Source organism: Propionibacterium freudenreichii subsp. freudenreichii (genome assembly GCF_000940845.1).
GTDB classification, from domain to species: domain Bacteria; phylum Actinomycetota; class Actinomycetes; order Propionibacteriales; family Propionibacteriaceae; genus Propionibacterium; species Propionibacterium freudenreichii.
Genome location: NZ_CP010341.1, coordinates 1,150,804 through 1,175,320 on the forward strand (window position 1 = coordinate 1,150,804; position 24,517 = coordinate 1,175,320).

The following is a 24,517-nucleotide window of genomic DNA, read 5'->3' on the forward strand; positions in this document are numbered from 1 at the left end:
ATGGAGGCATGTCGACCAACTCCGCCCGATCCACTCGTCTCGACGCGTCCGCCCCGACGCAGGCGGACACGGGGGTGCCGACCCTGGACCCGTCGATAGCGCAACGTCTGAAGCGCAACGAGGCCGGTCTCGTGCCGGCGATCGCCCAGGAGGCGACCAGTGGTCGCGTCCTCATGATGGCGTGGATGAACGACGATGCCCTGGCCCGCACGCTGGCCACCCGCAAGGCCACCTATTGGTCCAGGTCGCGACAGGAGTTGTGGGTGAAGGGTGAGACGAGCGGGCACACCCAGGCCGTCCGCGACGTGTGGCTGGACTGCGACGGCGACACGGTGCTGCTGAGCGTCGACCAGGTGGGCGCCGCCTGCCACACGGGTGCCGATACATGTTTTGATGCCGGCGGTCCGCTGCCGCTGGCGGGGGAGTCAGTGATCGCGTCGTGAGCAGGCAGTTGCGCATCGAACCGTCCCTGGAGGGCTTTCGCGAACAGGCCGTGGACCGCCGCGTGGTGGGTGTACGCACCCGCCTGCGGGCCGACGACCTGACGCCGATCGCCCTGTACGAGCAGCTCACCGGCGAGGCCGAGGGCAGCTTCATCTTCGAATCAGTGGAGCAGGGCACCTGGTCACGCTGGTCGTTCATCGGCGTGCGGTGTCCGTCGATGCTCGTGGGGCGTGGCAACACCAGCGAATGGTTGGGCCGACCGCTGGAGGGCATCCCCCGCCACGGTCCGTGCCTCGATGTGCTCGCCGCGACGCTCCGTGCACTGCACACCCCCGCCGATCCGGAGCTGCCACCGTTCAGTTCGGGCCTGGTGGGCTATCTCGGGTGGGACGTCAAGCGCCAGGTGGAGCCAAGCCTGGGCGAGCCCAATCCCGATGACATCGGCGTACCCGACTCCGTGATGATGCTCGCCACCGACATGGCGGTGCTGGACCATCACCGTGGCGAGGTCTGGCTGATCGCCAATGCCATCAACTTCAATGACACCGCCGAGGGCGTCGACGAGGCATACCGCGACGCCGTCGAACGGGTGCACCGGATGGCCACCAGGCTGACCAGCCCGCGGCCCGCCCTCCTGGCGAGCATCGAGCCCGATGCACGTCCACAGGTGACCGAACAGCGGGCACCCGGCGAGTTCGAGGCGATGGTGGAGAAGGCCAAGGAATACGTGATGGCCGGCGACATCTTCCAGGTCGTGCCCGGGCAGCGCTTCGATGTGGACGTCACCGCCTCGGGCTTCGACATCTACCGGGAACTGCGGGTGGCCAATCCCAGCCCCTATCTGTTCCTGCTGAAGCTGCCCGGCTTCGACCTCATCGGGTCCAGCCCGGAGGCCCTGGTCACGGTCAAGGACGGCGTCGCGACGACGCATCCGATCGCCGGGACACGTCCCCGCGGCGACACCGAGGCAGAGGACCGGCGCCTTGAGGATGAGTTGCTGGCCGACGAGAAGGAACGCGCGGAACACCTGATGCTCGTCGACCTGGGACGCAACGACCTGGGTCGGGTCTGCATCCCGGGGACCGTGACCGTCACCCAGTTCATGCACGTCGGGCGCTACAGCTATGTGATGCACCTCGAAGCCGCCGTGACCGGCAGCGTCGAGCCGGGATTGTCAGCGCTCGACGTCGTGATGGCCTGCTTCCCGGCAGGCACCCTGTCGGGCGCACCCAAGCTGCGGGCCATGCAGATCATCGACGAACTCGAGTCGACCGCCCGGGGACCCTACGGCGGAGTGGTCGGCTACTTCGACTTCGCCGGAAATGCCGACACCGCAATCTGCATCCGTACCGCCCTGGTCAAGGACGGCGTGGCCCATGTCTCGGCCGGGGCCGGCATCGTGGCGGACTCGGTGCCCGCCAACGAGAATGCGGAGAGCCACAACAAGGCCGCCGCAGTCCTCGTGGCGCTGGCCCGGGCCAATGCCTCCCACCGGATCACCCCACAGACACTTCTGGAGCAGTCATGACCACCGTGCTCGACGACATCATTACCGGCGTGCGCGCCGACATGGCGGCCCGGATGGCCGTGGTGGCGCCCAGCCAGCTCAAGGAACGCATCCGATGGATGGGGCCGACCCTGGACCCGCGCCCCGGGTTCGGCGGGGACACGATCTCGGTGATCTCAGAGGTCAAGCGCTCGAGTCCCTCCAAGGGCGCCCTGGCGACCATTGAGGACCCGGCGACGATCGCCTCGGCCTATGAGGCCGGCGGCGCGGCAGCCATCTCGGTGCTCACCGAGAGGCACCGCTTCAATGGCACCCTGGACGACCTGCGCGCCGTGCGTGAGGCGGTCGGGATCCCGGTGTTGCGCAAGGACTTCGTCGTCGACCCCTACCAGGTGCTGGAAGCCCGCGCCTTCGGTGCCGACCTGGTACTGCTGATCGTGGCGGCACTCGATGACAAGCAACTCGCCGGCCTCTACGACCTGGCCCTCTCGTTGGGCCTGCTGCCCCTCATCGAGGTGCACACGGCCGAGGAGATGCGTCGGGCCGCACTGCTCAAGCCCGAGCTGGTGGGCGTCAACAACCGCAACCTCAAGACCCTGGACGTCGACCTCGCCCAATTCGAGCGCCTGGCACCACTGGCGCCCCACGATGCCATCGTGGTGGCCGAGTCGGGCATCCGCGATGCCGCCGATGTCCAGCGGGTGCGTGCGGCCGGAGCCGATGTGGTGCTGGTGGGCGAGGCCTTGGTGACCAGCGGTAATCCGCGTGAGGCCGTGCAGACGATGATCGAGGCGACCAGGCCGGGCCGCGGGCCCGCAGGATCGCCGGGGAGGGCGACAGTGATGAACGACGACAGGCAGGGGGAGAGCAATGAGTAGCACTGCAAGGGAGCTGCCTGATGAGCTCGGCCACTTTGATTTCTTCGGTGGCCAGTTCGTACCAGAGGCGTTGAAGGCCGCCCTGGAGGAGCTGACGGCGGCCTTCCGCGACGCCCAGGACGATCCGTCGTTCGCCGAGGAGCTCAAGGACCTCCAGGTCAACTACGCGGGACGCCCCAGTCCGATCACCGAGGCCCGGAACTTCGGTGACAAGTACTGCGGCGGGGCCCGCATCCTGCTCAAGCGCGAAGACCTGAACCACACCGGCTCACACAAGATCAACAATGTCCTGGGCCAGGGGCTGTTGACGCGTCGCATGGGCAAGAAGCGCGTCATCGCCGAGACCGGCGCCGGCCAGCACGGCGTGGCGACCGCCACGATCGCAGCCCTGATGGGCTTCCAGTGCCGCATCTACATGGGCAAGGTCGATACCGATCGACAAGCCCTCAATGTGGCACGGATGCAGCTGCTGGGTGCCGAAGTGGTGGCCGTCGAGGCCGGCAGCGCCACCCTGAAGGACGCCATGAACGAGGCATTGCGTGACTGGGTGACCAATGTGGCCACCACGCACTACCTGATCGGCACCGCATCGGGCCCCCATCCCTTCCCGATGATGGTGCGCGAATTCCAACGCATCATCTCCACCGAGTCACGCGCACAGATGCTCCAGCGCTTCAGCCAGCTGCCCGATGCCATCTGCGCATGCGTGGGTGGCGGATCGAACGCCATCGGCTCGTTCGCCGACTACATCCCCGACGAGAACGTCGCCCTGTACGGATTCGAGGCCGGTGGGGAGGGAGTCGAAACCGGCCGGCATGCCGCCTCCATCAACGGGGGCTCCCTGGGGGTGCTGCACGGCACCCGCACCTTCGTCCTGCAGGACGATGACGGTCAGACGATCGAGTCCCATTCCATTTCGGCCGGACTCGACTATCCCGGCGTGGGCCCCGAGCATGCCTATCTGTCACGCACCGGACGGGCCCACTACGAGCCGGTCAACGACGACGAGGCCATGGAGGCCCTCGACCACCTGACCCGCTGCGAGGGCATCATGCCCGCGATCGAGTCCGCGCATGCGGTGGCCGGCGCCGAACGCGTCGCCAAGCGCATGCTGGCCGAGAACCCCGACCATCGCCCCACCTTGCTGGTCACCATCTCGGGACGTGGCGACAAGGATGTGGACACCGCCATGAAGTACTTCGGGGTCCGGGGCACCGTCGACGCGACGACAGGGAGCATGTCATGAGCACTACCGACCTCACCAAGCCCTTCCCCGACGAGAACCGGTTGGGCATCTCTGGCAAGATGGTGGCCGCCTGTCGCGAGCAGGGCAGGCCCGCGCTGGTCGGCTACCTGCCGGTCGGCTATCCCGACGTCCCGGGATCCATCGAGGCCATGCAGGCCCTCACCAGCGGAAGCCAGGGACAGGGTGTCGATGCCGTCGAGATCGGCATGCCCTACTCGGACCCGATGATGGACGGCCTGGCCATCCAGCATGCGACGACGAAGGCCCTGGCACGGGGAGTGCGCACCAGGGACGTGTTCACCGCCGTCGAGGCCGTCGCCCACACCGGCGCGACCCCCATGGTGATGATCTACTGGAACCTGGTGGAGCACTACGGCAGCCACGGTCGGACCACCCACCCGGAGGAATCCGTGCGTGGCTTCGCCCGCGACCTGGCCAATGCCGGGGGAGCCGGACTCATCACCCCCGACCTCACGCCCGATGATGCCGCCATGTGGGCGGCCGCCTCCGACGAGTTCGGCCTCGACCGGGTCTACCTGGTCGCGCCGTCGTCGACGGAGCGTCGCCTGAAGATGACCACCGACGCCTGCCGCGGATGGGTCTACGCCACCAGCGTGATGGGAGTGACCGGGGCCCGTGCCAGCACTTCTTCGGCGGCACCACAGCTCGTGGAGCGGGTGCGCCGCGCGGCCCCCGACCTGCCGGTTGGCATCGGACTGGGCGTCTCCAATGGCGAGCAGGCCGCCGAGATCGGCTCGTTCGCCGACCTGGTCATCGTCGGGTCCGCGCTGGTCAAGCGACTGCTGGACGCCGAGGACGCTGGGACACGCGACTTGGGTCCGCTGCGGGCAACTGTCGACGACCTCGCCGCAGGGGTGAGGAAGGCTTGGTGAGCCCGCTGTTCATCCCCAGCCCGCCGATCAGCAGCTTCTCGCTGGGACCGCTGACGATCCACTTCTACGCCCTGTGCATCCTGGCCGGCATCGTGGTCGCCGCCGTGCTGGGCAATCGTCGCCTGGCGCGCCAGGGCGCAACGCGTGAGCAGTTCGAGTCGATGCTGCTGTGGGTGGTGGTCATCGGGATCATCGGGGCACGTGCCTACCACGTGATCACCGATCACGAGCTGTACTTCGGACCCGGACGCCACCCGATCGACGCCCTCAAGATCTGGAACGGCGGACTCGGCATCTGGGGCGGGGTCGCCGCTGGCGCGCTCACCGCCTGGGTGTGGTGCCGACGCAACGGAATGCGATTCGGCGTGGTGGCCGATGCCCTTGCCCCGGCCGTGATCTTCGCCCAGGCCCTGGGGCGCCTGGGGAATTGGTTCAACCAGGAATTGTTCGGCCGCCCCACGACCCTGCCCTGGGGCCTCCTCATCGATCCCGAGCACCGGCCCGTGGGCTATGAGCAGTTCGCCACCTTCCACCCGACCTTCCTCTACGAATTGATCTGGGACGTGCTGGGTGGCTTCCTGCTGTTGTGGTTGGGACGCCGGTTCGCCATGGGGCGGGGCAAGCTGTTCACCTGCTATGTCATGTACTACTGCCTGGGTCGGTTCTTCATCGAGGCCCTGCGCATTGACCCGGCGAACACCATCGGTGGATTCCGCATCAACAACTACACCTCGGCCATCGTGTTCGTGCTCGCCACGATCCTGTTCATCTGGCAACTGCGCTTCCGTCCGGGCAACGCGCCCGACGTGTGGCGCGCCTCGCCTGACATGGCAGTGCCGACAGGCGACCACCCGGCGGGGCCCGCACCGATCGCGGACGACGCCCCCACGCAGGTTTCCCCGGGCCCTGACGCGTCCGGGAGCGGGACCCACGTGCCCAACGTCCCACGGGGCGAGTCCTTCAACTGAGCCGCGCGCTCGCCGGCGCGGACACGATCACGGTGCCATCGGGCATGCCCTGCGGGGGTTGCCCGGCCCGTCCGCTCCGTAATCGCCGTGATCAGCACCACGCAGCAGCGATTATTCTCGCGTCGAGACGGAGGGAACATCACATGGCGCTACCAGAAAAGCAGGGTCTGTACGATCCGGCCTACGAGCACGACTCCTGCGGTGTGGCATTCGTTGCCAAGCTGGATGGACACCCGAGCCATGCCACCGTCGAGCAGGGGCTGGAAGCACTGGTCAACCTCGACCATCGCGGGGCCACCGGGGCCGACCCGGCAGCCGGCGACGGCGCGGGGATCCTGGTGCAGATGCCCGATGCCTTCTTCCGCGGCGCGGTGGACTTCATGCTGCCCCCCACCGGACAGTATGCGGCCGGCATGGCCTTCCTCCCCACCGATGAGGAGGAACGGGAGATGGCGATGATCTCCATCGAGAAGATCGCCATCGAGGAACGACTGAAGGTCCTCGGCTGGCGCACCGTGCCGGTGGCAACGTCGACGCTGAGCCCGATCTCCTTGGGGGTCATGCCGCACATGGCCCAGTTGTTCGTGTCGGCCCGTGACGGTTCGGCCGGCATTGACCTCGACCGCAAGGTGTACATGGTGCGTCGCCGCGCCGAGCATGAGACCAACACCTATTTCGCGTCACTGAGCGCACGCACCATCGTCTACAAGGGCATGCTCACCACCACCCAGCTCACGGAGATATATCCCGAACTCCATGATCCGGTGTTCGCCTCGGCCCTGGCGCTGGTGCACTCGCGATTCAGCACCAACACCTTCCCGTCATGGAAGCTCGCCCACCCCTACCGGATGATCGCCCACAATGGAGAGTTCAACACCGTCAAGGGCAACCGCAACTGGATGCGGGCGCGCGAGGCCCTGCTGCACTGCGATGTCATCCCCGGTGACCTGGAGCGTGCCTTCCCGATCTGTACCCCGGGCGGGTCCGATTCGGCCAGCTTCGATGAGGTGCTTGAGCTGCTCCACCTGGCAGGACGCTCGTTGCCCCACGCCGTGATGATGATGATCCCGGAGGCTTGGCAGCACAACGATGCGATGCCTCCCTCGCATCGTGATTTCTACTCGTACCACGCCAGCCTCATGGAGCCCTGGGACGGCCCGGCCTGCGTGGCCTTCACCGATGGCACCCTCATCGGGGCCACCCTGGACCGCAACGGCCTGCGTCCGGCGCGGTACTGGATCACCGACGACCGGGTGATCTTCGCCTCGGAGGCAGGCGTGCTGCCGGTGGAACCCGGCGACATCCGCCAGAAGGGACGCCTGCAGCCCGGCCGGATGCTGCTCATCGACCTGGCCAAGCACCAGGTGATCGATGACCAGCAGGTCAAGGACGAGTTGGCCCGCCAGGAGCCCTACGGCAGCTGGCTGCGCGACGGGCTGGTCAGCATCAACGACCTACCCGAACGCACCCACATCGTGCACTCCCACTCGTCGGTGACCCGTCGCCAGGAGGTCTTCGGATACACCCACGAGTTGTTGCGCCGCATCGTGGCCCCAATGGCCAACCTCGGGCGCGATGTGATCGGCTCCATGGGCAATGACGCACCGCTGGCCGTGCTCTCCGATCGGCCCAAGAGCCTGTTCGACTTCTTTACCCAGCAATTCGCCCAGGTCACGAATCCTCCCCTGGATGCCATCCGCGAGCAGATGGTCACCAGCCTGGAGAGCCGCATCGGCCCCGAGGACAATCTGCTGGATCCGACCGGCGACAGCTCACGCCAACTCGTGATCCCCTACCCGATCATCGACTCCGAGCAGCTCGCCAAGATCGTCCACCTGGGCGAGGCCCCGGACCACACCGGTGGCCAGACCCGCACCATCCACGGACTGTACGAGGTGCGCGGTGGAGCTGACGCCCTGGCGGCCCGCCTGGACGAGATTCGTCGCGAGGTAGATCAGGCGATCGCCGACGACATCCGGGTCATCGTCCTGTCCGACCGGCACGGCAATGCCGAACTGGCGCCCATCCCGTCGCTTCTGCTGACCAGCATGATGCACCAGTACCTGGTGGAGAAGCGTCAGCGCGCACGCATCGGCCTGGTCGTCGAGGCCGGCGATGTGCGGGAGGTTCACCACGCGGCGTTGCTGTTCGCCTATGGTGCGGCGGTCATCAACCCCTATCTGCTGTTCGAGAGCGCCGAGGACCTCGCCCGCCATGAGCTGTACGTGAACGTGTCGCCCGAGCAGGCCATCGAGAACGTGTCTCAGGCCCTGGGCAAGGGACTGTTGACGATCATGAGCAAGATGGGCGTCTCGACGTTGGCGAGCTACCGGGGCGCGCAGCTGTTCGAGGCCGTGGGCCTCAACCATGAGCTCATCGACAACTACTTCGCCGGCACCTCGAGCCGGGTGGAGGGGATCGGCCTGCCGGAGCTGGCCGAGGAGATTCGTTTCCACCACGAGCGCGCCTACCCCGAGAACGGGAACTCCCTGCCCCACCGCACCCTTGAGGTGGGCGGCGAGCTCCAATGGCGCCGTGAGGGCGAGCAGCACCTGTTCGATCCCGAGTCGATCTTCCGCCTCCAACAGGCCACCCGGCGCGGCGACTATGAGCAGTTCAAGCGCTACACCGAACGCATCAACGACAACTCATCGCGGCTGATGACCCTGCGCAGCCTGCTCAAGTTCAGCCACGATCGTCCGGCCGTGCCGCTCGACGAGGTGGAGCCGGCCAGCGAGATCATCAAGCGCTTCAGCACCGGTGCCATGAGCTATGGGTCGATCGGACAGGAAGCCCACGAGACCATGGCCATCGCCATGAACCGGCTGCACGCCCGTTCGAACACGGGCGAAGGTGGGGAGGACCCCGAGCGCCTCCATGACATCGAACGGTGCAGCGCCATCAAGCAGGTGGCCTCGGGCCGATTCGGGGTGACCAGCGAGTACCTGTCCTATGCCAGCGACCTGCAGATCAAGATGGCGCAGGGGGCCAAGCCCGGCGAGGGCGGTCACCTGCCCGGCGAGAAGGTCTACCCCTGGATCGCCCGGACGCGTCACGCGACGCCCGGCGTGGGACTGATCAGCCCGCCGCCGCACCATGACATCTACTCCATCGAGGACATCAAGCAGCTCATCCACGACCTGAAGTGCGCAAATCCCTCGGCGCGCATCCACGTCAAGCTCGTGAGCGAGGTGGGTGTGGGCACGGTCGCGGCCGGCGTCAGCAAGGCAAAGGCCGATGTGGTCCTCATCTCCGGACACGACGGTGGCACCGGCGCAGCACCATTGACGTCCATCAAGCACGCCGGCGGTCCCTGGGAGCTCGGCCTGGCCGAGGCGCAGCAGACCCTTCTGCTCAATGGCCTGCGCGATCGGATCGTCGTCCAGTGCGACGGCCAGCTCAAGACCGGTCGTGACGTGGTGATCGCCGCGTTGCTGGGTGCCGAGGAATTCGGCTTCGCGACCACCGCGCTGGTCTCCATGGGCTGCGTGATGATGCGGGTGTGCCATCTCGACACCTGCCCCCAGGGAATCGCCACCCAGAACCCCGAGCTGCGCAAGGTGTTCGACGGCAAGCCCGAATATGTCATCAACTTCATGGAGTTCATGGCCGAGCAGACCCGCGAGATCCTGGCCGAGCTGGGATTCCGCTCCATCCAGGAAGCAGTCGGCCACGTCGAGGCTCTGGACACGGCACCGGCCGTGGACCACTGGAAGGCGCGCGGCATCGACCTGGCCGCCGTGCTGCATCGCGTCGACGTTCCCGAGGGGACGTCGCTGTACCGCACCACGATGCAGGACCACGAGCTCGCCGGCACCGTGGATGAGCAGCTCGTCGAGCTGGCCCGTCCGGCGCTGGAGCGCGGCGAGCACGTGCACGCGGAACTGGCAGTGCGCAATGTGAACCGCACCGTCGGCACCGTGCTCGGCCATGAGGTGACGATGGCCACCGATGGCAAGGGACTGCCGGACGACACGATCGACCTGGACTTCCACGGCACCGCCGGACAGAGCTTCGGGGCATTCCTGCCGCGCGGGATCACCATGACGCTGGTCGGCGACGCCAACGACTACCTGGCCAAGGGCCTGTCGGGGGGACGCATCATCGTGCGGGCTCCCGCCGAGTCGACATTCGACCAGTCCACCCAGATCATCGCCGGCAATGTGATCGCCTACGGGGCCACCAGCGGCGAGATCTTCCTGCGGGGCCTGGTGGGGGAGCGCTTCTGCGTGCGCAACTCCGGCGCGACTGCGGTGGTCGAGGGGGTGGGCGACCACGGATGTGAGTACATGACCGGCGGCGAGGCCCTGGTGATCGGCCCGACGGGACGTAACTTCGCGGCCGGCATGTCAGGGGGCGTGGTGTGGGTGCTCGACCTGGCGCCCGAGCACTTCAATGCCTCGCTGGCCGACGCGGTGGCGGTGAACGAACTCGACATGGCCCGAATCCGCGAGCTGCTGGCCCGTCACGTCGAGCTCACCGGGTCGGATGTCGCGGCCGCCCTGTTGGAGGATCCACGGTTGGCGGAGCGCATGACCAAGATCGTGCCGCGTGACTACGCCAGGGTGCTGGCCGCCCGTCAGGATGCCGAAAAACGTGGCGCAAGCGAAGAAGAAGTGACCGACGCAATGATGGAGGCTGCTCGTGGCTGACTTCAAGGGATTCATGAAGTACCCGCGCGAGGTCGCCGTGCGCCGACCGGCCGACGAGCGCGTGGACGACTGGGATGAGGTCTACCCGGGCACTCCCGGCGAGGCCGTGCTCCCGCTGATCACCACCCAGGCCGCCCGGTGCATGGACTGTGGCGTTCCCTTCTGCCACAACGGCTGCCCGCTGGGCAATCTCATTCCGGAATGGAATGACCTCATCTGGCGTGGTGAGTGGCAGGTGGCACTTGACCGCCTGCATGCCACCAACAACTTCCCCGAGTTCACCGGACGGCTGTGCCCGGCGCCGTGCGAGACCGCCTGTGTGGAGGGAATCCACCGCGATCCGGTGACCATCAAGAACGTCGAGGTCGCCACCGTCGACAAGGGCTGGGACGACCTGCGGGTCACCCCCCAGATGCCCAACTGGCACACCCTGAAGACGGTGGCCGTGGTGGGATCGGGGCCCTCCGGACTGGCCGTGGCCCAGCAACTGACCCGGGCCGGGCATTCCGTGGTGGTCTATGAGCGTGCCGACGCGCCCGGCGGCCTGCTGCGCTACGGCATCCCCAATTTCAAGCTCGAGAAGTCGGTTGTGGACCGGCGCCTGAAGCAGATGCGACTTGAGGGGACCACCTTCAAGACCGGCGTGACCATCGGCGAGGACATCACCGGTGAGCAGCTGCTCGAGCGCTTCGATGCGATCGTGTTGGCGATCGGCTCGACAACCCCCAGGGAGCTGCCGATTCCCGGCCGCGAGCTGCGCGGCGTCCACCAGGCGATGGAGTTCCTGCCCCAGGCGACCAAGGCGCTGAGCGGCGAGGTTCCCGACCAGATCATGGCCACCGGAAAGGACGTCGTCGTCATCGGGGGCGGCGACACCTCCAACGACTGCCTGGGCACCGCGCTGCGGCAGGGTGCCCGATCCGTGCTCCAGCTGGAGATCATGCCCCATCCGCCCACGACGCGTCCCGACTCCCAGCCGTGGCCCACCTATCCGATGATCTACCGGGTCTCGAGTGCGAACGAGGAGGGCGGGGAACGGCTGTATTCCGCCAGCTCGAGCGAGTTCCTGGGTGACGACCAGGGCAACGTCAGGGCCGTGCGGTTGTCCGAGGTGCGTCGTGAGGCAAATGGTCGCTTCGCCCCGGTGCCCGGCACCGAACGTGAGATCGACGCCCAGCTGGTGTTGTTGGCGATGGGCTTCGTCGGACCCGAGAAGTCGGGACTGGTCAGCGAATTGGACCTTGAACTCGACCGTCGCGGCAATATCGTGCGTGATGAGGACTTCCAGACCACCGTGCCCGGCGTGTTCGCCTGTGGTGATGCCGGACGCGGACAGTCACTGGTCGTCTGGGCCATTGCGGAGGGCCGCAGTTGCGCCCACGGCGTCGACGCCTTCCTGAACGGTCACCCCTCCCCGTTGCCCAGGCCGATTGGCCCCCAGGTGCGCCAGTTGATGCTGTGACGCCCCGACACCCGCGCGGTCAGGCGCGGGTGATCGGCGGGTTCGCGGGTCCCCCGGCGTCGGGCCCCTCATCGGGGACGACGCTGCCCTCGACGACCGTCGGGCCGCCGAATCCGGCATCCCGGGCGGCCCTGCGCACCCCGGCTGCGAAACGACGCAGCTGCACGCCGGCCGCGATCAGCGCGAGGCCGAAGACCAGGACGCCGATGCCCAGCAACATGCCCAGGGCGTCGGCGCCGAATCCGGGACGTGCCAGGAACACCAATCCCAGGACCCCGGCCACTGCACCGGCCGGCAATGACCATGCCCAGCGGCCCGTGGCCCGGCGCACGGCCAGGGAGATCGCCACCACGAAGATGCCGAACATCACCAGGCAGGCCCCCATGAAGCTCACCAGGATGCGGGTGCTCATGCCGGGATGCCACAGCATCACCAGCGACAACACGACGCCCAACACCCCGACGGCCGTCATCAGGCCCGACCCGGGCAGGCTGCGCAGCCGCAGGCTCGTGACCACGGTGCCGGCCCCCGAGAGCAGCAGGTAGAGGCTGAGGATCACGACGATGGAGGTGACGGTGCCACCGGGCCAGAACAGGGCCACGGCGGCGAAGACCACCGCCAGGATGCCGCTGATCAGGGGCAGCAGGCCCAATGTGCGCAGGGACTCGGTCAGGGCGTCGGACAGGTTCATGATGGGCTCCTCGGTGGTCCGTACATCGATCGTGACGCCCCGGGTCCACTGATTCAAGTCGGCGGGCGGCGCGTGCCGCCACGAGCCGCCCCGGCGGTGCCGGGCCTGACTTCGGCGGACTGGATCGGGTGGGTACCCTGTGACCAGCCGACGAGCACCGTGCCCGGGTCCTGTGACGGATCGGGGACGGGCCGCCCGGCCGTGGCGCTCAAGGATTGGAATTCGATGGCTTCGAAGAACTTCGCTCACCTGCACGTGCACACCGAGTATTCAATGCTCGATGGTGCGGCGAGCAACGACAAGCTGTTCGCCGAGGTGGCCCGCCAGGGTATGCCCGCAGTCGCCATGACCGACCACGGCAATATGTTCGGGGCCTACGAGTTCTACCAGACGGCCAAGAAATATGACGGTGAGCAGAACCCGCTGGTGAAGCCGATCATCGGCATCGAGGCCTATGTGGCCCCCTCCACGAGGCTCTCGCGCAGCCAGGAGTTCTGGGGAAACCGTCGCGACACCGGTTCACCCGACACCGAGGGTGGTAAGGATGTCTCGGGTGGTGGGCGCTACACCCACATGACCATGTTGGCCGCGAACGCCACCGGCCTGCACAATCTGTTCAAGCTGAGTTCCCTGGCCAGCTACGAGGGCTACTACATGAAGCCCCGCATGGACCGCGAACTCATTGCGAAGTACTCCGAGGGCATCATCGGGTCCACCGGGTGCCCGTCGGGTGAGGTGCAGACGCGACTGCGCCTGGGGCAGTTCGAGGAGGCCTGCGAGGCCGCGGCCGCCTATCAGGACATCCTCGGCAAGGAGAACTACTACTGCGAGCTGATGGACCATGGGGTCGACATCGAGCATCAGGTGCGCGCCGACCTGCTGCGCCTGGCGAAGCGGCTGAAGCTGCCGCTGCTCGCCACCAATGACTCGCACTATGTCACCGAGGACCAGGCCGACGACCACGACAACCTGTTGTGCATCGGCGTGGGCCGCAACAAGGATGATCCTGATCGCTTCCGGTTCAACGGTTCGGGCTACTACATCAAGACCGCCGCCGAAATGCGGGCCCTGTTCCCGGGTCTCGAGGAGGCGGCCGACAACACCCTGGCGATCGCCGAGCGCATCGAATCCTACGAGGAGGTCTTCAGCTACGTCGATCGCATGCCGCAATTCGACGTGCCGGCGGGCGAGACCCAGGAGAGTTGGCTGCGCAAGAAGGTCAAGATCGGGCTGAAGAAGCACTACGGCGATCATCCCAGTGACGCGGTGATGGAGCGTGTCGAAACGGAGCTGAAGGTCATTGAGCCGCTCGGGTTCAGTTCCTACTTCCTGGTGGTTTCCGATATCTGCGATGCCGCCCGCAAGATGGGCGTCCCGGTGGGGCCCGGACGTGGATCGGCCGCCGGTTCGATCATCGCCTATCTCACCGACATCATCGCGATTGACCCCCTGGAGCACGGCCTGCTGTTCGAGCGGTTCCTGAATCCCGAGCGGGTCAACCCGCCCGATATCGACCTCGACTTCGATGATCGCCAGCGTGACAAGGTGATCGACTATGTGACCCACAAGTATGGCGAGGAATACACCAGCCAGGTCAACACCTTCAACAAGATCAAGGCAAAGGCTGCCGTCAAGGACGCCAACCGCATCCTGGGCTATCCCTTCAGCCTGGGCGATCGCATCACCAAGGCCATGCCACCGGATGTGATGGGCAAGGGGGTTCCGCTCAACAAGCTCTTCGATGAGAGCAACGGGCGCTACTCGGAGGGCCAGGAATTCCGCAATCTGTACAACTCCGACCCCGATGTGAAGCGCGTTGTCGATACCGGTATGGGTATCGAGGGCCTGATCCGTGGATCCGGCGTGCATGCATGTGCCTTCATCCTGTCCAGCGAGAAGCTGCTCAACCTCGTGCCGATGCACAAGCGGGACAAGGACGGCATGATCATTGCCGGCTTTGCCTACCCGCAGCTCGAGGAAATGGGCCTGATGAAGATGGACTTCCTCGGCCTGCGCAACCTGGGCATCATGGATCATTGCGTGAAGAACATCAAGCGCAACCGTGGCGAGGACGTCGACCTGCAGAAATTGCCGCTGGACGATGCCGCCACCTATGAGCTGATGGCCCGGGGCGACACCCTGGGCGTCTTCCAGCTCGATGGTGGTGCGATGCGTTCGCTGCTGCGTCAGATGGGGCCCACCTGCTTCGACGACATCATCGCCGTGCTCGCCCTCTACCGTCCCGGTCCGATGGGTGCCAATGCCCACATCGAGTACGCCGACCGCAAGAACGGTCGCCGTCCGATCGTGCCGATCCATCCCGAACTCAAGGATGACCTGGACGAGATCCTCGCACCCACGTATCACCTGATCGTCTACCAGGAGCAGATCATGGCGATCGCGCGCAAGCTGGCGGGTTACACCCTGGGTGGTGCAGACCTGCTGCGGCGTGCCATGGGCAAGAAGAAGAAGTACATCCTGGACGAGAACTTCAAGCCCTTCCAGAAGGGAATGCGCGACAACGGCTACTCCGATGAGTCGATCCAGGCCCTGTGGGATGTGATGGTTCCCTTCGCCGGCTACGCATTCAACAAGTCACATGCCACCGGATATGCCCTGGTGAGCTATTGGACCGCCTATCTCAAGGCGAACTATCCGGCAGAGTACGGGGCTGCCCTGCTCACCTCCGTGGGTGACGACAAGGACAAGATGGCCCTGTATCTGTCCGACATGCGCGCACAACGCATCAAGGTGCTGGCCCCCGATGTGAATGCCTCGGAGAAGGAATTCACCGCCGTTGGTGAGGACATCCGCTTCGGCTTGGGCGCAATCCGTAATGTCGGCGATTCGGTGGTCGGGGGGATCGTCGAGGCTCGCACCGATCACGGGCCGGCCCACGAATTCTTTGAGTTCCTGGACAATGTGCCGCTGTCGGTGTGCAACAAGCGGTGCATCGAATCGCTGATCAAGGCGGGTGCCTTCGATTCCATGGGCCATTCACGGCGGGCGCTCATGGACGTCTTCGAGACGGCCGTGGACGGGGTGATCGACCTCAAGCGCAACCAGGCCAACGGACAGGATGACCTGTTCGGCGACCTGGGCGGGGGCGATGCCGAGTCCGATCCCGCCATGAACCACACGGTTCCCGATATCCCCGACTGGGACAAGCGCACCAAGCTGGCCTTTGAGCGCGAGATGCTCGGCCTGTACGTCTCCGACCATCCGCTGCGGGGGTTGGAGCATGTGCTGTCCGCCGAACGCACGATCGGGCTGGGACAGATCGCGGAGCAGGGTGCCGAGGCCGACGGACATGTCGAGGTGATCTGCGGCATGATCACCCAGGTGCAGCGCAAGCAGACGAAGAAGGGTGCCTTCTGGGCAATCATCGACGTCGAGGACCTGGACGCCAGCATGCAGGTGCTCATCTTCCCGAAGGTCTACGAAACCTGCCTCACCCAACTGTCGCCCGACACGATCGTGCGGATCCGGGGTCGGGTGGTCAACAAGGATGAGTCGCTGGAGATGCAGGCCGACGAGCTGACCCTGCCCGACATCCGCCAGTCCAGTGGGGGGCCGGTGACGATCAGGTTGCCGCTGGTGCGCTGCACGCCGCCGATCGTCGCCGAGCTGCGGCAGGTGCTCACCGCCCATCCCGGTTCCACCGAGGTGCGGGTGCAGCTGGTGGGGCCTCAATCGGACACCGTGCTGCGCGTGGGTGACGGCCTGCGGGTGACGAACGAGCAACCGCTGGTGGCCGACCTCAAGGCCCTGCTCGGACCCGCCTCCGTGGCCGTATAGCCTGAGCACGATGGCCCCGACTGCCCGTCGGGTCGATCGGGGCCAGCCATGGTGAGCGAAGGGAACGCGTGAGTGAGTGAGTCGGTGGGGACAGCGCCCGAGGCGCCCGGACCAGCCGCGCGGGATGCCGGCGGGCCGCCGCCCGGGGCCGGGCCGTCGCGCGGTCGGGCGTGGCTTGCCTCCCGTCGTCGCGAGCTGGGCTTCCTGGCCCTGTTCGTGGTCATCTGCGCGGTGGCCGGTGCCGTCTGCGCGGTGATCTGGAAGCTCACCGCCCCGGTGCCGACGATCACCGTGTCAAACGACGGCAGCGCCGCGGTGAGCAACCAGGCGCTGTCGGAGTTCTTCGGCGCCGACGCGGACTTCATGATCATCGGCATGTTCGGCGGTGTTGCGCTGGGCACACTCGCCTGGCATTGGTTCAAGGGCTGGGGCTGGCCGGTGGCCATGGTCGCGATCGTCGGGTCCGCCCTTGCTGCCCTGATCACCTGGCGGCTCGGCACCTTGTTGGGGCCCCATGACTTCGCCGGACGGCTCGCCGGGGCGCCGGGGGGGGCAACGATCCCCATTGACCTCACCCTGCGTTCGGCCACGGCCTGGCTGCTGTGGCCATTCGGTGCAACCGTTCCGGTGTTGCTCTACAGCGCGCTGGGTCGCGACGAGGAGAAGGACGAGCACCAGGCGGCCGATCACGACCAGGACGCCGTTGGTGCCCGGGAGGCCCCCGGCCCGAAGCCTGCCACCGGCCTCACCCGCAGCGGACATCGCCTGATCCGCTTCCCGGCATTCGGCAGGCACTGAGCCCCGGCCGGGCTCCCGGTGCTGCCCGGCGGTGCCTCAGCTCCAGTGGAGTCCCGGCCTGGAAATGGTGCCCAGCCGGCCGTGGGTCGCGCGCACCAGGTCATCGGGGGCCATCTCCACGCTCAGCCCGCGACGCCCCCCTGACACGAAGATGGTCGGCGCCGCCGCGGCCGACTGGTCGATGATCACCGGCGTCTGGCGCTTCTGACCCAGCGGGGAGATCCCGCCCCGCACGAACCCGGTCACCCGCTGCGCCACCGCGGGATCGGCCAGCGCCGCCCGCTTGGCCTTGGACAAGGCGGCGATCTGCTTGAGGTCGAGGTGGTTGTCGGCAGGGATCACGGCCGTCACCAGGGGCTCCGGCCCCGACGTCAGCTCGACCACCAGGGTCTTGAAGACCCGTGCCGGATCGACGTGCAGCGCCGCGGCGGCCTCCTCGCCGAAATAGCGTGAGCGCGGGTCATGGACGTAGGGGTGCAGCGTATGGGGCAGCCCCGTGCGGGCCAGCGCCACCGTGGCGGGAGTACCGGTTGACTTGTTCGCAGACTTCGACATCCCTGAACGATTCCTTGGTGGGCGGACACTGATCGGCGGGTCCGGTCAGGTGACCAACCCCACGATAACGACCCCCACCGGGGCCAGAACGAGGGCCGGCACCATCTCGGCGACCGCAAGCCGTGCGATCCCGGCCAGCCGCAGGCCGAGCGCCATCAGGATGATCCCGCCGGTCGCGTCCAGGACGTTCAACTCGGCGGGGGGCAACAGTCCACCCAGCCACCAGCCGAGCACGGTCAGCAGGCCCTGGTAGACCAGCACCACCGCGGCGCCGCCGGCCACCGCGAAACCGAAGCTCGCCGACAACGCCAGTGCCGTGAAGCCGTCCAGGATCGCCTTGACGATCAACTGGTCATTGCCCTGGCCCAGGCCGTCCTGCAGCGATCCGAGGATCCCCATGGGGCCGATGCAGAACACGAGCGTCGCGGTGACGAATCCCTCGACCGACCGCGAGGTCAGTGTCGTCCCTGCCGGGCGGCCACGGTTGAACGTCGAGCGGGCCCATTCACCCAACTGCTCGATGCGCTGCTCCAGGCGCCGAGCATCGTGCCGATGACCAGCGCGAGCAACACGATGACCACGCCGGCCTGTCCCACTGCGCGCGGCACCGATGCGTCGAGGAGCGAGGGGATCGACAGGCCGCCGATGGTCACGACCACCAGCCCGAGCACGGGGGTGACCGCATCGCGCACCCGCGAGGGGAGGTGCTCGCCGAACAAGGTGCCGACCGCGGCCCCCACGACGATGCACAGGGCATTGATGACGGTGCCGGCACCGAGGAAGAGCTGTGCGGGGATCACACAGGTATTCCACCACCAGTGGCACCCGGGGGCCATGTGGGGCCCTCGTGGCGCCCTTGACGTGCCGGCGGACGTCGCCGAGGGGCTTGTGTGCGCGCCGATAGGATGGCGCCGTGTTGCGAATGATTGATGTCACCGGCCAACGACTCGACGACTACACCGCGGTTCTGCCCCGCGGCCACTTCGACGTCGAGCATGCCGTGGCAGCCGTCGAACCGATCTGCCGGGCCGTCGCCGAGGAGGGCGAGACCGCGCTGCGTCGCTTTGCCGAGCAATTCGACCATGTGGTCCCCGAGCAGCTCCGCGTGCCCGAGGAAGCGCTTGACCGGGCCCTGGACGACCTGGAGCCCGGATTGCGGGCAGCCATCGAGGAGTCCATTCGCCGCCGTCGCGAGGTGGCCCGGGGGATCGAGACCGAGGAGGCCTTCCGGGAGATCGAGGTGGCGCCGGGTGCCCGCGTCGCCAACCGGCTCGTACCGGTGGGCCGGGTCGGGCTGTACGTTCCCGGAGGGCTTGCACCGCTCGCCTCCACGGTGTTGATGAACGTGGTTCCCGCCCAGGTGGCCGGCGTGCAATCGATCGCCGTGGCCACGCCGCCACAGGCCGAGTTCGGCGGCCTTCCCCACCCCACGATCCTGGCCGTGTGCCGGCTCCTGGGGGTTACGGAGGTCTACGCGGTCGGTGGTGCGCAGGCCGTCGCGATGTTCGCCTACGGGGTGCCGGGCCTGTGTCGCAGGGCCGACATGGTCACCGGACCGGGAAATATCTATGTCGTGGCGGCCAAGCGCCTGCTGCGCGGACGGATCGGCATCGATGCCGAGGCCGGTCCCACCGAGATCCTCGTGCTGGCCGATGACCGGGCGAATCCGGCCTATGTGGCCGCCGACCTGATCAGCCAGGCCGAGCACGATCCGATGGCCGGCGCAGTACTGGTCACCGACTCGAGCGCCCTGCTCACCCGGGTCGAGGAGGAGTTGGCCGACCAGGTCGAGCGGCTCGCCACCCGGGACCGCCTGAAGGTCTCACTGACCGGTGAGCAGTCAGGCGTGGTGCTGGTGGCCGACATGGACCAGGGCATCGATGTGGTCAATGACTACGCTCCGGAGCACCTGGAGATCCAGACCGTCGATGCTGCGGCGCTGGCCCAGCGCGTGCGTTCGGCCGGGGCAGTGTTCGTGGGCTCCCATTCCCCGGTGCCGTTGGGCGACTATTCGGCCGGCTCGACGCACGTCCTGCCGACCGGGGGAGCGGCACACTTCTCGTCCGGATTGACCACCCGCAGCTTCCTCAAGGCGATGCATATCATCGACTACTCGGCGCAGGCGCTCGGCGCCATCGGCGACGCCGTCGAACAGTTCGCGCACGCCGAGCACCTGCCCGGCCACGCCGAGGCCATTGCGGTACGCACCGGACGAGAGGTCGAATGATGAGCGCAGCACCGCGCGATCCGCGCACCACCCAGCTCCAGGCCTCGGCCGTGCCGGGCCCGGAGATCTCGCTCGCCGAACTGCCATTGCGTCCCGAACTGGTGGGTGAGGAGCCCTATGGCGCCCCCCAGCTCGACGTTCCGGTGGCACTCAACACCAACGAGAACCCCTACTCGCCCAGCGTGCTGGTGCGGGCACAGATGGCTGCTGCCATCGAAAGGGTCGCCCGCACCCTCAACCGCTATCCCGACCGGGAGGCCCTTGAGCTGCGCGCCGATCTGGCCAAGTACCTCGGTTTCGGCCTGCACGCCCGCAACATCTGGGTCGCCAACGGATCCAACGAGGTGATGACCCATGTGTTGTCGGCGTTCGGTGGGCCGGGGCGCACCGTCCTGACCTTCACCCCCACCTACTCGATGTATCCGGAATACGCGCGCAATACGCACACGAACTATGTGACGGTGCCGCGCAAGCCCGACTTCACCCTCGACAGTGAGCTCGTGCTGCAGGCGGTGGCAGAGCACCATCCCGATGTCATCCTGATCACCACCCCGAACAATCCCACCGGAACCCTCACGCCGGTCAAGGTGGTGGAGGAGATCCTGGAGCGCACCGACGCGCTGGTCGTGGTCGATGAGGCCTACCAGGAGTTCACCGAGTTCCCCGAGGACTCGGCTCTGGCCCTGTTGCCGCGCTTCGGACGACTCATCGTGAGTCGCACCATGAGCAAGGCCTTCGCCCTGGCCGGTGGGCGGGTCGGATACCTGGCGGCAGCGCCCGCCGTCGTCGATGCCTGCCGGATCGTGCGCCTGCCGTACCACCTTTCCGCCCAGACCCAGGCCATTGCCCGGGTCGCGCTGGCGAACAAGTCGGAATTGCTGGCCCAGGTGGACGAGCTGCGCCAGGCCTGCCAGGACCTTCAGGACTGGCTGCGCCGCACCGGGTTGGACGTGGTGCCGAGCCAGGCGAACTTCTGCCTGTTCGGCCGCTTCGTCGACCGCCATGCGGTATGGCAGGCCCTGCTGGACGAAGGGGTCCTGGTGCGCGAGACCGGGCCGGAGGGCTTCCTGAGGGTCAGCGCCGGAACCCCCGAGGAGATGGCCGCCTTCCGCGCCGCGCTGGGGCCCATCATCATCCACCAGGGGGTTCTCGCCCCGGGCCTGATGGCCCGGGTGAAGCCCGAGGGCCCCGCAAAGCTTCCGAAGGGAATGAAGAAATGAGTCGTTCCGCGGCCATCCATCGCGTCACCTCCGAATCCGATGTGAGCGTCGAGCTTGACCTCGACGGCACCGGGTCATCCCAGATCTCCACGGGCGTGGGCTTCTACGACCACATGCTCACGTCCTTCTCGAAGCACTCACTGATCGACCTGACGGTGCGTACCACGGGCGATATCCAGATCGACGGCCACCACTCGATCGAGGACACTGCCATCGCGATCGGCCAGGCCCTCGGCGAGGCGCTGGGCGACAAGCGTGGCATCCGTCGCTTCGGCGACGCCATCGTGCCGCTCGATGAGGCGCTCGCACAGGCAGTGGTCGACGTCGCGGGGCGTCCCTATGTGGTGTGCAGCGGCGAGCCCGACTCACAGATCACCGTCCGCATCGGTGGCACCGAGCCGTTGTATCCGGGATCGATGACCTATCACGTGATCGAGTCGCTGGCCTCCAACGCCGGACTGTGCGTGCACCTGAAGCTCCTCGCCGGACGCGAACCGCATCACATCGTGGAGGCCGAGTTCAAGGCCCTGGCGCGCGCCCTGCGGATGGCCGTCGAACCTGATCCCCGGGTGAGCGGGGTCCCGAGCACCAAGGGCCTGCTATGACCGGTCCCACGTTGGCCCCCGGGGCGTTGCGTGAACCCGGGGCACTTGCCGCGTCCCCCAGCGTGGGGGTGCTCGACTACGGCTCCGGGAACCTCCATTCGGCCGTGCGGGCCCTGGCCGCGGCCGGGGCCAGGGTCACCCTGAGCAGCAGCCGCGCGGAGCTGGAAGCCTGCGAACGACTCGTCGTGCCGGGTGTTGGTGCCTTTGCGGCCTGCATGGAACAGCTCAGGTCGGTGGGTGGGGTCGAGCTGGTCCGTGACTGGGCGGCCTCGGGCCGTCCGCTGCTGGGCATCTGCGTGGGTCACCAGGTCTTCTTCCGCCACGGCGTGGAAAAGGGCATCAGCTCCGAGGGGATCGGCATCTACCACGGCACGGTCGAGATGCTCGACGCCGTGCGGCTGCCGCACATGGGCTGGAACACCGTGGAGCCGCCAGCCGACAGCAGGCTCTTCGCGGGGGTCGGGGACAAGCGCTTCTACTTCGTCCACTCCTATGCAAGTCACGCCGTCGAACAGCCCGGCGCGATGGTCACCTGGTGCGAGCACGGCGGTGACCGGTTCGTGGCCGGTGTCGAATGGCGCAATGTCTGCTCCACGCAGTTCCACCCGGAAAAGTCGGGCGCGGCCGGAGCACGACTGCTGGCCAACTGGCTGGCCATGTCGCCCGCGGCTTGAGCGGGCGTCGCGGCATCGCGTGGCGGGGCAGTAGGGTCCCGCCCGTCCCGGTGAGCTAGGGTTTCGGCGTGACCACCGCACTGACGATCCTGCCTGCCGTTGATGTCCAGAACGGACAGGCGGTGCAATTGGTACAAGGTGTTGCCGGCACCGAGAAGGTGTTCGGCGACCCGCATCAGGCAGCCAAGCGATGGGCCGAGCAGGGGGCTTCCTGGCTGCACCTGGTCGATCTTGATGCGGCCTTCGGGCGGGGTTCGAATGCCGAACTCCTGGCCGAGGTGATCGCCGGAGTCGACCTCAACGTGGAACTGTCGGGTGGAATTCGCGACGACGCGAGCCTGGAGCGTGCGCTGTCGACCGGCTGCAAGCGCGTCAACATCGGCACCGCCGCCCTGGAGAACCCGCAGTGGTGCCGCAAGGTCATTGCCGCCTACGGCGAGCGGATCGCGATCGGCCTGGACGTCAAGGGCACGAAGCTCGCGGCGCGGGGCTGGACCCGCGAGGGCGGTGACCTGTTCGAGACCATCTCGGCGATGGACGAGGCCGGGTGCCAGCGCTATGTGGTCACCGATGTGGCCAGTGACGGCATGCTCACCGGCCCGAATGTGACGCTGCTCAGGCAGGTCTGCGAGCACACGGACGCTGCGGTCGTCGCCTCCGGCGGCGTCGGTTCCCTGGACGATGTCAAGACGCTGCGGACCCTGGTTCCCGAAGGCGTCGAGGGAGTCATCATCGGCACCGCCCTCTACCTCGGCAAGGTCAAGTTGCCCGAGGCCCTGGCGGCGGCGCGATGACGCCGGAATGGGCTGAGGCGTTCGTCGACGACGTCCTCGAATGGAGTTTCATGGGCTTCGACGACCTCGAGGAGGTCGCCGAACTGCGTGCCGCGATCGAATACTTTGACGATCCCGTGCAGACCATCAGCTATGCCGACTTCGTCGCGGCGTGGAACCGGCCGGGGGCCCACGCAAGCCATCATGCGGTGGTCGGCCGCGAACGCAGTGGCAGCATCGTCGCCTACGGGTGGAACCATCCGGGACTGCCCACGGACGCCAATCCCTCGGTGTGGTTCGACATCGGCGTGCATCCGGCGTGGCGCCACCAGGGGATTCGCCACAGACTGACGATGTGGTTGATCGGACGCGCGCAGCAGTGGTGGGAACATATTCGCACCGCGCAGACCGGTGCCCTGTGGGTCGGCACGACGGTTGACGAGAAGCGTGGCGGACTCACCCGCTCGATGATCGAGGCCGGGCTCACCCCGCAGCGCTGGTTCTTCGACATGCATCGTCCCCTGGAGGCGGGGGATTCCCTGCCGCCGCTGCCGAAGCTGACCGATGTCTCCATCGTGCCCTTCGATGACTCACTCAGCGAGCTGGTGCGCCAGGCCCACAACGAGGCCATGGCCACGCGGCCGGGATCGAGCCCGGTGAGTGCCCAGGCATGGGAATCGTCGATCAACAACCATCCGGAGAACTCACAACTGTCCTGGGTGGCCCTGGTCAACCGTGACACTCCCGCCCACGAGGGCGCGGCACACGGTCGGGTGGTCGGCTATGCAATGAACCTGGCCTATGACGACGAGACCAGTGAGGGGTGGACCGAGCGGCTCGGCGTGTGCCCGTGGTGCCGCAAGAAGGGCATTGGTCGTGCGCTGGTGATCGCCTCGATGCGTGGATTTGCCGACGCCGGCCTGACCAGCGCCGGCGTGGGGGTCGACACGGAAGACCCCAATACCGCAGCCCGCTTCTTCGGGGTTCTGGGCTTCGAGGAGACCGAGCGCGTGGTGGTGTATGGACGTACTTTCAGGGTCGAACAGCCGGACTGACCGGCCTTGTCCCCGGCAGGCCGGCATGGTCGGGGAGGTTCGTGTAGGGGCGCCGCTGGGCACAGATGACC

Annotated in this window: 18 protein-coding genes and 1 pseudogene; 16 read left to right on the forward strand and 3 right to left on the reverse strand. The window is 67.1% G+C overall.

The window, feature by feature from the left end; translation table 11 throughout:
* Window positions 1-8: 8 nt before the first annotated feature.
* The 8 genes from hisI to RM25_RS04955 all read left to right on the forward strand — a co-directional run bounded on the left by hisI (window position 9) and on the right by RM25_RS04955 (window position 12,050).
* Complete coding sequence (gene hisI / locus RM25_RS04920; RefSeq protein ID WP_230579874.1) at window positions 9-443, forward strand: phosphoribosyl-AMP cyclohydrolase; 435 nt, start codon at window positions 9-11, stop codon at window positions 441-443.
* On the forward strand, window positions 440-1,972 hold the full coding sequence (locus RM25_RS04925; RefSeq protein WP_080713547.1) for an anthranilate synthase component I: 1,533 nt from the start codon (window positions 440-442) through the stop codon (window positions 1,970-1,972). Before hisI ends, RM25_RS04925 begins: the two co-directional genes overlap by 4 nt.
* The gene (trpC, locus tag RM25_RS04930) at window positions 1,969-2,829 is read left to right on the forward strand and encodes an indole-3-glycerol phosphate synthase TrpC (RefSeq protein ID WP_013161086.1); all 861 of its coding nucleotides are present in this window, start codon (window positions 1,969-1,971) and stop codon (window positions 2,827-2,829) included. Before RM25_RS04925 ends, trpC begins: the two co-directional genes overlap by 4 nt.
* A complete protein-coding gene (trpB, locus tag RM25_RS04935; protein ID WP_013161085.1) occupies window positions 2,822-4,075 on the forward strand; it encodes a tryptophan synthase subunit beta in 1,254 nt (417 codons plus the stop codon). Before trpC ends, trpB begins: the two co-directional genes overlap by 8 nt.
* A 59-nt stretch (window positions 4,076-4,134) precedes the next feature.
* Complete coding sequence (gene trpA, locus RM25_RS04940; RefSeq protein WP_044636706.1) at window positions 4,135-4,968, forward strand: tryptophan synthase subunit alpha; 834 nt, start codon at window positions 4,135-4,137, stop codon at window positions 4,966-4,968.
* Window positions 4,965-5,936, forward strand: coding sequence for a prolipoprotein diacylglyceryl transferase (gene lgt / locus RM25_RS04945; protein ID WP_036941146.1), 972 nt, complete (start codon window positions 4,965-4,967; stop codon window positions 5,934-5,936). Before trpA ends, lgt begins: the two co-directional genes overlap by 4 nt.
* A 143-nt stretch (window positions 5,937-6,079) precedes the next feature.
* Complete coding sequence (gltB, locus tag RM25_RS04950; RefSeq protein ID WP_044636136.1) at window positions 6,080-10,588, forward strand: glutamate synthase large subunit; 4,509 nt, start codon at window positions 6,080-6,082, stop codon at window positions 10,586-10,588.
* Window positions 10,581-12,050: a glutamate synthase subunit beta gene (locus RM25_RS04955; protein ID WP_036941140.1), complete on the forward strand. Its 1,470-nt coding sequence runs from the start codon at window positions 10,581-10,583 to the stop codon at window positions 12,048-12,050. The genes gltB and RM25_RS04955 overlap by 8 nt, the downstream gene beginning before the upstream one ends.
* 19 nt (window positions 12,051-12,069) lie before the next feature.
* Here RM25_RS04955 and RM25_RS04960 read toward each other — a convergent pair whose 3' ends face one another.
* Window positions 12,070-12,741, reverse strand: a complete 672-nt coding sequence (locus RM25_RS04960; protein WP_055344081.1) for an HdeD family acid-resistance protein — start codon at window positions 12,739-12,741, stop codon at window positions 12,070-12,072.
* 225 nt (window positions 12,742-12,966) lie between these two features.
* Here RM25_RS04960 and dnaE point away from each other — a divergent pair, with 225 nt between their 5' ends.
* Together dnaE and RM25_RS11845 are read left to right on the forward strand one after the other, a co-directional pair.
* On the forward strand, window positions 12,967-16,539 hold the full coding sequence (gene dnaE / locus RM25_RS04965; RefSeq protein WP_036941371.1) for a DNA polymerase III subunit alpha: 3,573 nt from the start codon (window positions 12,967-12,969) through the stop codon (window positions 16,537-16,539).
* Window positions 16,540-16,611: 72 nt separating this feature from the next.
* Entirely contained in the window at window positions 16,612-17,337 is a 726-nt protein-coding gene (locus RM25_RS11845; protein WP_052809114.1) for a hypothetical protein, read from the forward strand.
* Between the two features lie 36 nt (window positions 17,338-17,373).
* On the opposite strand, the gene ybaK is transcribed toward RM25_RS11845, so the two are convergent.
* Window positions 17,374-17,892: a Cys-tRNA(Pro) deacylase gene (ybaK, locus tag RM25_RS04975; protein ID WP_013161077.1), complete on the reverse strand. Its 519-nt coding sequence runs from the start codon at window positions 17,890-17,892 to the stop codon at window positions 17,374-17,376.
* A 45-nt stretch (window positions 17,893-17,937) separates the two neighbouring features.
* Window positions 17,938-18,728, reverse strand: a pseudogene (locus tag RM25_RS13220) (DUF554 domain-containing protein).
* Window positions 18,729-18,805: 77 nt separating this feature from the next.
* Between RM25_RS13220 and hisD the strand changes: the two are divergent.
* From hisD to RM25_RS05010, 6 genes are all read left to right on the forward strand, one after another.
* Complete coding sequence (gene hisD, locus RM25_RS04985) at window positions 18,806-20,119, forward strand: histidinol dehydrogenase (RefSeq protein ID WP_013161075.1); 1,314 nt, start codon at window positions 18,806-18,808, stop codon at window positions 20,117-20,119.
* Entirely contained in the window at window positions 20,116-21,339 is a 1,224-nt protein-coding gene (locus RM25_RS04990) for a histidinol-phosphate transaminase (RefSeq protein ID WP_013161074.1), read from the forward strand. Before hisD ends, RM25_RS04990 begins: the two co-directional genes overlap by 4 nt.
* Window positions 21,336-21,944, forward strand: coding sequence for an imidazoleglycerol-phosphate dehydratase HisB (gene hisB, locus RM25_RS04995; RefSeq protein WP_013161073.1), 609 nt, complete (start codon window positions 21,336-21,338; stop codon window positions 21,942-21,944). Before RM25_RS04990 ends, hisB begins: the two co-directional genes overlap by 4 nt.
* Window positions 21,941-22,618, forward strand: coding sequence for an imidazole glycerol phosphate synthase subunit HisH (hisH, locus tag RM25_RS05000; protein WP_013161072.1), 678 nt, complete (start codon window positions 21,941-21,943; stop codon window positions 22,616-22,618). The genes hisB and hisH overlap by 4 nt, the downstream gene beginning before the upstream one ends.
* Window positions 22,619-22,686: 68 nt before the next feature.
* Window positions 22,687-23,412 (forward strand): bifunctional 1-(5-phosphoribosyl)-5-((5-phosphoribosylamino)methylideneamino)imidazole-4-carboxamide isomerase/phosphoribosylanthranilate isomerase PriA, encoded by a 726-nt coding sequence (gene priA, locus RM25_RS05005; RefSeq protein WP_013161071.1) that lies wholly within the window; start codon window positions 22,687-22,689, stop codon window positions 23,410-23,412.
* Window positions 23,409-24,446 (forward strand): GNAT family N-acetyltransferase, encoded by a 1,038-nt coding sequence (locus RM25_RS05010; RefSeq protein WP_013161070.1) that lies wholly within the window; start codon window positions 23,409-23,411, stop codon window positions 24,444-24,446. Before priA ends, RM25_RS05010 begins: the two co-directional genes overlap by 4 nt.
* Window positions 24,447-24,517: the final 71 nt, after the last annotated feature.

Bases quoted from the DNA above. Each gene is read 5' to 3' on its own strand.
- hisI (WP_230579874.1), top strand. From the start codon at position 9: ATGTCGACCAACTCCGCCCGATCCACTCGTCTCGACGCGTCCGCCCCG.
- trpC (WP_013161086.1), top strand. From the start codon at position 1,969: ATGACCACCGTGCTCGACGACATCATTACCGGCGTGCGCGCCGACATG.
- trpB (WP_013161085.1), top strand. From the start codon at position 2,822: ATGAGTAGCACTGCAAGGGAGCTGCCTGATGAGCTCGGCCACTTTGAT.
- trpA (WP_044636706.1), top strand. From the start codon at position 4,135: ATGGTGGCCGCCTGTCGCGAGCAGGGCAGGCCCGCGCTGGTCGGCTAC.
- gltB (WP_044636136.1), top strand. From the start codon at position 6,080: ATGGCGCTACCAGAAAAGCAGGGTCTGTACGATCCGGCCTACGAGCAC.
- RM25_RS04960 (WP_055344081.1), bottom strand. From the start codon at position 12,741: ATGAACCTGTCCGACGCCCTGACCGAGTCCCTGCGCACATTGGGCCTG.
- dnaE (WP_036941371.1), top strand. From the start codon at position 12,967: ATGGCTTCGAAGAACTTCGCTCACCTGCACGTGCACACCGAGTATTCA.
- ybaK (WP_013161077.1), bottom strand. From the start codon at position 17,892: ATGTCGAAGTCTGCGAACAAGTCAACCGGTACTCCCGCCACGGTGGCG.
- RM25_RS04990 (WP_013161074.1), top strand. From the start codon at position 20,116: ATGATGAGCGCAGCACCGCGCGATCCGCGCACCACCCAGCTCCAGGCC.
- hisB (WP_013161073.1), top strand. From the start codon at position 21,336: ATGAGTCGTTCCGCGGCCATCCATCGCGTCACCTCCGAATCCGATGTG.
- hisH (WP_013161072.1), top strand. From the start codon at position 21,941: ATGACCGGTCCCACGTTGGCCCCCGGGGCGTTGCGTGAACCCGGGGCA.
- RM25_RS05010 (WP_013161070.1), top strand. From the start codon at position 23,409: ATGACGCCGGAATGGGCTGAGGCGTTCGTCGACGACGTCCTCGAATGG.